Source organism: Streptomyces sp. NPDC060198 (assembly GCF_042728415.1).
Taxonomy (GTDB): Bacteria; Actinomycetota; Actinomycetes; order Streptomycetales; family Streptomycetaceae; genus Streptomyces.
The window spans coordinates 1-6,275 of the sequence record NZ_JBHWZJ010000087.1 but is presented as its reverse complement, the minus strand read 5'-3'; the positions used below and the strand labels follow the sequence as shown (position 1 = coordinate 6,275).

Below are 6,275 nucleotides of genomic sequence, written 5' to 3'. Positions count from 1 at the left end.
GGGGGCGGGCCGCAATCTCCGGGCCTCCGCCGCGATGATCTGGCTCAGCGGATGCTGCGCCCCGCGGGGTTCCGGGGGCGCCCGGTTCCGGCAGGGCGAGGCCCAGCCGTGCGGCGTACGCGCCCAGGCCCTCGGCGGTGGTGCCCGCCCAGCCGACGTACCCGTCCGGGCGGACCAGGAACAGCCCGGAACCGTACGCCGCCGAGAGCGGCGCGCGGTGCACCCGGACCATGGCGTCGTCCGGCTCCGGCAGCGGGGCGTCCGTGCCGACCGCCAGCAGGGTGAAGTGCGGGCCACGGAACACGTCGAAGAGCCGCCGCCCGTCGCCCGAGTCCCCGTCCGGCGCCCGGTCGCCCGCCACCAGGACGCCGGCCGCGCCCTCGGAGAGCGGCCCCCCGCGGTAGCCGAGGCCGAGCTGCTGCGCCTCCTTGCCGCGTCGCTGCTCACCCCGGTGGATGCGGGTGGAGAGGCCCAGCATCTCCGCGGCGATCGGGCGGCGCTCCTGCTCGTACGTCTCCAGGAGGGCTTCGGGCGCGCCGTGCAGCAGCACCTGGCCGAGCTTCCAGCCGAGGTTGTAGGCGTCCTGGACGCTGGTGTTCAACCCCTGACCGCCCGCCGGGGAGTGCACATGGGCGGCGTCCCCGGCGAGGAGGACGCGCCCCTGGCGGAAGCGTTCGACGAGCGCCGCACGGGGCCGGAAGTCCGAGGACCAGCGGACCTCGGTGACCGCGTCCGCGCCGAGGTGGGTGCGGGCGGCGACGAGTGCCCGTACGCCCTCGGCAGAGGTGTCGGGCGTCCCCTCCGGGAACTGCGCGACCAGCTGGAAGTCCTCCGTGCCGGGCAGTGGGCAGAGGGTGAGCAGGCCCGCGTCGTGCACGAAGATGTGCCAGTTGAGCCGGTCGAGCGCCGCCGGCTCGATCCGCACGTCCGCCACCAGCGTGGGTGACGGGTCGACGGTCTCGCCCTCCATCGCGAGGGAGAGCGCACGCCGGACCGTGGAGCGTCCGCCGTCCGCGGCGACCAGGTGGCCTGCGCGGACCTCGCCGGTGGTGAGGTGCGCGGTGACCCCGTCGGCGTCCTGGGAGAACCCCGTCAGGGCGGACGAGAGGACGACGTCGCCGCCCAGCTCGCGCAGCCGGGCGAGCAGGATCTCCTGCGTCCGCCACTGCGGCATCATCCAGGGCTCCCCGTACGGCTCCGCGTCGGTGGGTGCCGCACGGCGGAACATGTCGTACGCGCCCAGGCGCTCGCCGTCCTTCCAGGGCATCCCCACGGGCGCGGCCCCGCCGTGCGCCCGGACCGCCCCGCCCACCCCGAGGTCGTCGAGGACCTCCCGGGTGCGGGGCTGGATGCCCTTGCCCCGGGAGCCCGCGAAGAGGGTTCCCGAGCGTTCGACGAGGAGGTGGCGCACCCCGCGGCGGGCCAGGTCGCAGGCGAGCGCGAGGCCGCAGGGGCCCGCGCCGACGATCAGCACGTCCACGTCCACGTTCAGCGAACTGCCGTCCTTAACGTTGTTAAGTTCCATGCGGCGAGTGTGCCCTTAACGTCGTTAAGGAGTCAAGGGGTGAGGGGTAGAGTGCGCGGGATGGGCACGACGAAGATCGACCGGGCGAAGGTCGCGGAGACCGCACTGCGGCTGCTGAACGAGACGGGGCTCGACGGGCTGACCCTGCGCGCCATCGCCAAGGAACTGGACGTCCAGGCGCCCGCCCTGTACTGGCATTTCAAGAACAAGCAGGAACTCCTCGACGAGATGGCCACGGCGATGTACCGCCGGATGCTGGTCGAGGAGACGGCGGACCTCGCGGGCCGGGGCTGGCGGGAGCGGATCATCGCCTCGCAGACCGCCCTGCGGACCGCCCTGCTGCGCTACCGCGACGGCGCGAAGGTCTTCAGCGGGGCGCGCTTCACCGGCATCGACCACGCGCCGGGCATGGAGGAACACCTCCGCGTGATGGTCGACGCCGGATTCGACCTCGGACAGGCCGTACGGGCCGCCGCCACCGTCAACGCGTACACGATGGGCTTCGTCACCGAGGAGCAAGGCGTCCAGCCCATGCCCGGGGAACGACGTGACGGCTACGACGTGTCCGAGCGGGCCGCGCGGATGGCGGACTTCCCGCTGGTCGCCGCAGCCGGTACCGAACTCTTCACCGAGTACGACGAGTTGTTCGCGGACGGGCTCCAGATCCTCGTCGCGGGGATCGGTGCGAGGTACGGCGTGGAGTGACGGGACTGTCGAAAATCCTGCCCGTCCTGCCCGTCCTGCCCGTCCTGCCCGTCCCGTCTGTCCCGTCCGTCCCGCCCGTCCTGCCCGTCCTGCCCGTCCTGCCCGTCCTGCCCGTCCCGTCCGTCCTGCCCGTCCCGCCCGTGCGCCCCCGGGTTGACGGCGCCACTTCCGGCGCACCCCTCAGGAGACATCCAGAGTTCGCCCTCCGTTGGACCGGGCGACACCTGATCCTTCGGCCCCGTCCCTAACGTGTGCGGACCATGATCGAAGGAGAGGGCCCGCGTGCCGAAGCTGTCCGTTGTCGTTCCGTTCCACAATGTCGGCGCTTTCGCCGACACGACGCTGGGCAGTCTCGCCCGCAACACCGGCCCTGACGTCGAGTTCCTGCTGGTGGACGACTGCTCCACGGACGAGACACCGGCCATCCTCGACCGCTGGGCCGACAGACTGCCGAACGCCGAGATCGTCCGGCACGAGAAGAACCTGGGCATCGCAGCCGCCCGCAACAGCGGCATCGACGCGGCCCGGGGCGACTTCGTCACCTTCCTCGACGGCGACGACTGGTACGCCCCAGGCCACCTGGGCCGGCTGCTGCACGCGGCCACCGAGCTGGACTGCGACTTCGCCCGCACCGACCACGTCCAGGCCACCGGCACCAGCAGGGTCGTGAAACGCGCGCCCGCACCGCTCCGGGACACGGTGCTGGACCCTCGGGAGGGCATCGCCTCGCCCGAGTGGGAGACGATGGTCGACTACCCCTTCGTATGGGCCGGCGTCTACCACCGGCGGATCTTCGAGGACGGCGGCCACCGCTTCAACACCCGGCTGCGCACCGCCGAGGACAGGCTGTGGATCTGGCAGTTGCACCTGCGGGCCCGCACCTGTGCGGCGCTCAACCTCTACGGCATCTTCTACCGGCGCGGGGTCACGACGTCGCTGACCCAGATCAAGGACGCACGCCAGTTGGACTTCTTCCCCGCCTACGACACGCTGCTGGACGAGATCCGTGAGGACCGGGACGCGGAGCTCCTCCTGCCCAAGGCGGTGCGCACCTACTGCGCGATGATCGCCTTCCACAGCGAGAAGGCGGACGAGTACGAACCAGCGACCTTCCGGCGCCTGCGCCAGGAGTCGACGGCCGCACTCCACCGCATGCCGCAGCAGGTGCTCGACCAGACCCTGAAGATGATGGACGCCAGGCGCAGCGCTCTGCTCAACCGCCTGCGTGACAAGCAGAAGGCCGCCTGACCCATGCCCACTCGACGCACACAGATCTTCCAGGTATCGACCCTGTACGGAGCGGCCACCCTCGCCGCCGCTCTCGACGCCGGACAGTTCGGACCCGGGCAGGACAGCCACCGGATCCTTCTCGTCTCCAACAACGCCTCGGTCCCCGAGACCGCCCTCCGGCTCGACGAGATGCGCGGTTACGGGGACATCGCCGCACGCTTCGACTCCGTCGTCGACTGGAACGAGGCCATCAGCCCGCACCACCCGAGCGGCTGGGGCCCGCGCGCCGAGGAGACCGAGCTCTGGCAGCGTGCCTTCCGCCTCGCCTGGGGCATCGACCCCACCGGCCCCGTCGACCTCGCCGTCGAATCCATTCAGGTCAACCCCGCCCGCGCACTCGCCGCGATCTTCGCCGAGAGCGCCGTGCACGTCTACGCGGACGGCCTGATGAGCTACGGCCCGACCCGCAACAAGCTGCCGCGCTCCCTCGCCTGCCGCATCCGGCGCGTGCTCCACCTGGACCTCGTGCCCGGGCTGCGCCCCCTCCTCCTGTCGGAGTTCGGGGTCGAGCCGGAACTCGTGCCCAACGACGCCTTCCGCAAGGTGCTCGGTGAGATCGGCCGGGCGGCGGGCGGCGACCGGCAGCTCGCCGCCCTCGGCACGCAGACGCCCACGGCGATCCTGCTGGGGCAGTACCTCGCGGCCCTCGGCATCCTCACTCCCGAGGAGGAGGAGGAACTGCACATCCGCATGCTGCGCGGCGTGGTGCGGGCGGGCCACACCTCCGTCGTCTTCAAGCCGCACCCCACCGCACCGGCCGCCTACTCCCGGGCACTGGACGAGGCCGCCGCCGAACTCGGCGTTCGGCTGACCACGTTCGACAGCCCGCTGCTCGCCGAGACCCTCTACGAGCGGTGCTCGCCCACCCTCGTGGTCGGCTGCTTCTCGACCGCGCTGTTCACGGCCGCGGTGTACTACGGCGTTCCCGTCGCCCGGGTCGGCACCGGACTCGTCCTGGACCGCATCGCCCCGTACGAGAACAGCAACCGCATCCCGCTGACGATCGTCGACCACCTCCTGCCCGACCTGGACCGGCAGGGCGAGGGGCCCGTGCCCGAACTGCCGTCCACGTCCCCCGAATCCCTCGGTCCGCTGGTCCGGACGGTCGGGTACTGCATGCAGGCAAACCTCCACCCCGAGCTGCGCGACGAGGCCGAGTCCTGGCTGCGGGAGCACCTCGACGCGAGCACCCAGCACTACTTCAAGCGCCGGCGCCTGCAGAAGCTCACGCTTCCCGGCGGCGGTCCGCGAGGAGCGGCGATCCGGCTGCGCCGAACCGTACGACGCACCCGTGTCAGCCTGGGCCTCTGAGTCCTTTCGGCCGCGACCCACGCGCCAGGCGGCGGCCCCGGGACCGGAGTTCACCGGCAGCACGGTGAACTCGGGCCCGCCGCGCCCCGAGCGTCGTCCCACCGGGCCGCCTCCACGGCCGCGGGCGTCCCCGGGACCACGGTCACGCCGGACCGACGCTCCCGCGCGCGGCCTTCACCCGGCCGCCACCCGGGCGTAGCGACTGTTCACCCGACCGGAGTTCACCCGGCACCCCCGCGTTCATAGTCTTCCCCCATCATGTCTTCCTCTGTCTCCTCGCCGAGCGCGCCCGCCCCCGCGCAGCCCTCGCAGCACGGGTCCGAAGCCCGCCCGCGCCGCGAACACCGCTACGACATCGATCTGATCCGGCTGCTCTGTTCCGTCGGCGTGATCGTCTGTCACACGGGTTCCGCGTTCGTGAAGGCCGCGGGCCGCGAGGCGTCGAACGCTCCCGGTACCTATTGGGCCGGTCTGGTGGGGGACTCGGCCGGCCGCTTCGCCGTACCGCTCTTCTTCGCGATCGCGGGATGGGTCGTCCTCGTCGGCGCACCGGTCCGTGACGGCAGACAGCTGTGGCAGCGGATCGTACGGATCGTCGTGCCGCTCGGTGTGTGGACGGCGCTCTACCTCGCCTGGGGCAAGCTGCGCGGCACCAACGCGGACCCGCTCCGCGACCTGGCGCTCGACGCGGTCTTCGCCTCGGTCCGCCCGGCCTACCACCTCTGGTACCTGTACGCCTACATCCCCGTGATCATGCTCCTCGCCTTCGTCTCCCTGGTGAAGGCGGGCAAGCGTCCCTGGGGTCTCGGCGCCGCCCTCCTGGTGCTCGGGGCCGCCCCGTCCCTGTTCGGTGACGTGTCGAAGGTCGCGGGTATCGAACTGCCGCACTTCGGCTGGGGCTTCGGCCCGTACCAGCTGATCTACGCGGCCCTCGGCGCGCTGCTCCTGTCGATGCCCGCCGGGACGCTCGGCAGGTTCCGGCTCTGGTGGCTGCTCCCGGCCGGCGGGGCGCTGGCGGCGATCGTCTGGTACCAGCACGATGTGCACTACGCGATCCCGTACGCGAGCGTCCTGGTCGCCCTGTTCAGCGTGGCCGTGCTGCTCTCCCTGCTGAGGGCAGGCGTCCCCGAACGCCTGCGGCCGGCTCTGGCCCGGCTGTCGGGCGCCTCGTTCGGCGCGTACATGGTCCATGTCCTGGTCCTGGGCGTCCTCACCGACGCCATGATCGACACCGATCTCGGCCTTCCGGCGGCGGCGGCGCTGGCTGTCGCGGTCACGGCCGCCACCGCGGCCGTCTCCTTCGGCGCGGCGCTCCTGTGGACCCGCCTCGGCCTGACGCGGCTCCTGGGCTGACCTCCTGCTTCGACGGGTCCGCCGGCCCGTCGCGTGCTCGGGCCGGGGGGGCCGGGGGCGGGGGGCCGCCCCCGCGCCCGGGCGGGGGGCC

General features: G+C 72.3%; 5 protein-coding genes. 4 read left to right on the top strand and 1 reads right to left on the bottom strand.

Annotated features, from left to right (window positions below):
* Nucleotides 1–1,525 (bottom strand): FAD-dependent monooxygenase (locus ACFWEP_RS13915; protein WP_387369764.1); only part of this gene is annotated, 1,525 nt, incomplete at its 3' end.
* Nucleotides 1,526–1,585: 60 nt separating this feature from the next.
* Here ACFWEP_RS13915 and ACFWEP_RS13910 point away from each other — a divergent pair.
* The 4 genes from ACFWEP_RS13910 to ACFWEP_RS13895 all read left to right on the top strand — a co-directional run bounded on the left by ACFWEP_RS13910 (nucleotide 1,586) and on the right by ACFWEP_RS13895 (nucleotide 6,184).
* Nucleotides 1,586–2,230, top strand: a complete 645-nt coding sequence (locus ACFWEP_RS13910) for a TetR/AcrR family transcriptional regulator C-terminal domain-containing protein (protein ID WP_387369762.1) — start codon at nucleotides 1,586–1,588, stop codon at nucleotides 2,228–2,230.
* Between the two features lie 282 nt (nucleotides 2,231–2,512).
* Nucleotides 2,513–3,478, top strand: a complete 966-nt coding sequence (locus tag ACFWEP_RS13905; protein WP_387369760.1) for a glycosyltransferase family 2 protein — start codon at nucleotides 2,513–2,515, stop codon at nucleotides 3,476–3,478.
* Nucleotides 3,479–3,481: 3 nt separating this feature from the next.
* Nucleotides 3,482–4,831 carry a polysialyltransferase family glycosyltransferase gene (locus ACFWEP_RS13900; RefSeq protein WP_387369758.1) on the top strand — a complete coding sequence of 450 codons (1,350 nt, stop codon included), beginning with the start codon at nucleotides 3,482–3,484 and terminating at the stop codon, nucleotides 4,829–4,831.
* A 258-nt stretch (nucleotides 4,832–5,089) separates the two neighbouring features.
* On the top strand, nucleotides 5,090–6,184 hold the full coding sequence (locus ACFWEP_RS13895; protein ID WP_387369756.1) for an acyltransferase: 1,095 nt from the start codon (nucleotides 5,090–5,092) through the stop codon (nucleotides 6,182–6,184).
* Nucleotides 6,185–6,275 lie beyond the last annotated feature (91 nt).

What these genes read in the sequence shown, in the direction of transcription:
- ACFWEP_RS13910 (WP_387369762.1), top strand. Translation starts at nt 1,586, where the DNA reads ATGGGCACGACGAAGATCGACCGGGCGAAGGTCGCGGAGACCGCACTG.
- ACFWEP_RS13900 (WP_387369758.1), top strand. Translation starts at nt 3,482, where the DNA reads ATGCCCACTCGACGCACACAGATCTTCCAGGTATCGACCCTGTACGGA.
- ACFWEP_RS13895 (WP_387369756.1), top strand. Translation starts at nt 5,090, where the DNA reads ATGTCTTCCTCTGTCTCCTCGCCGAGCGCGCCCGCCCCCGCGCAGCCC.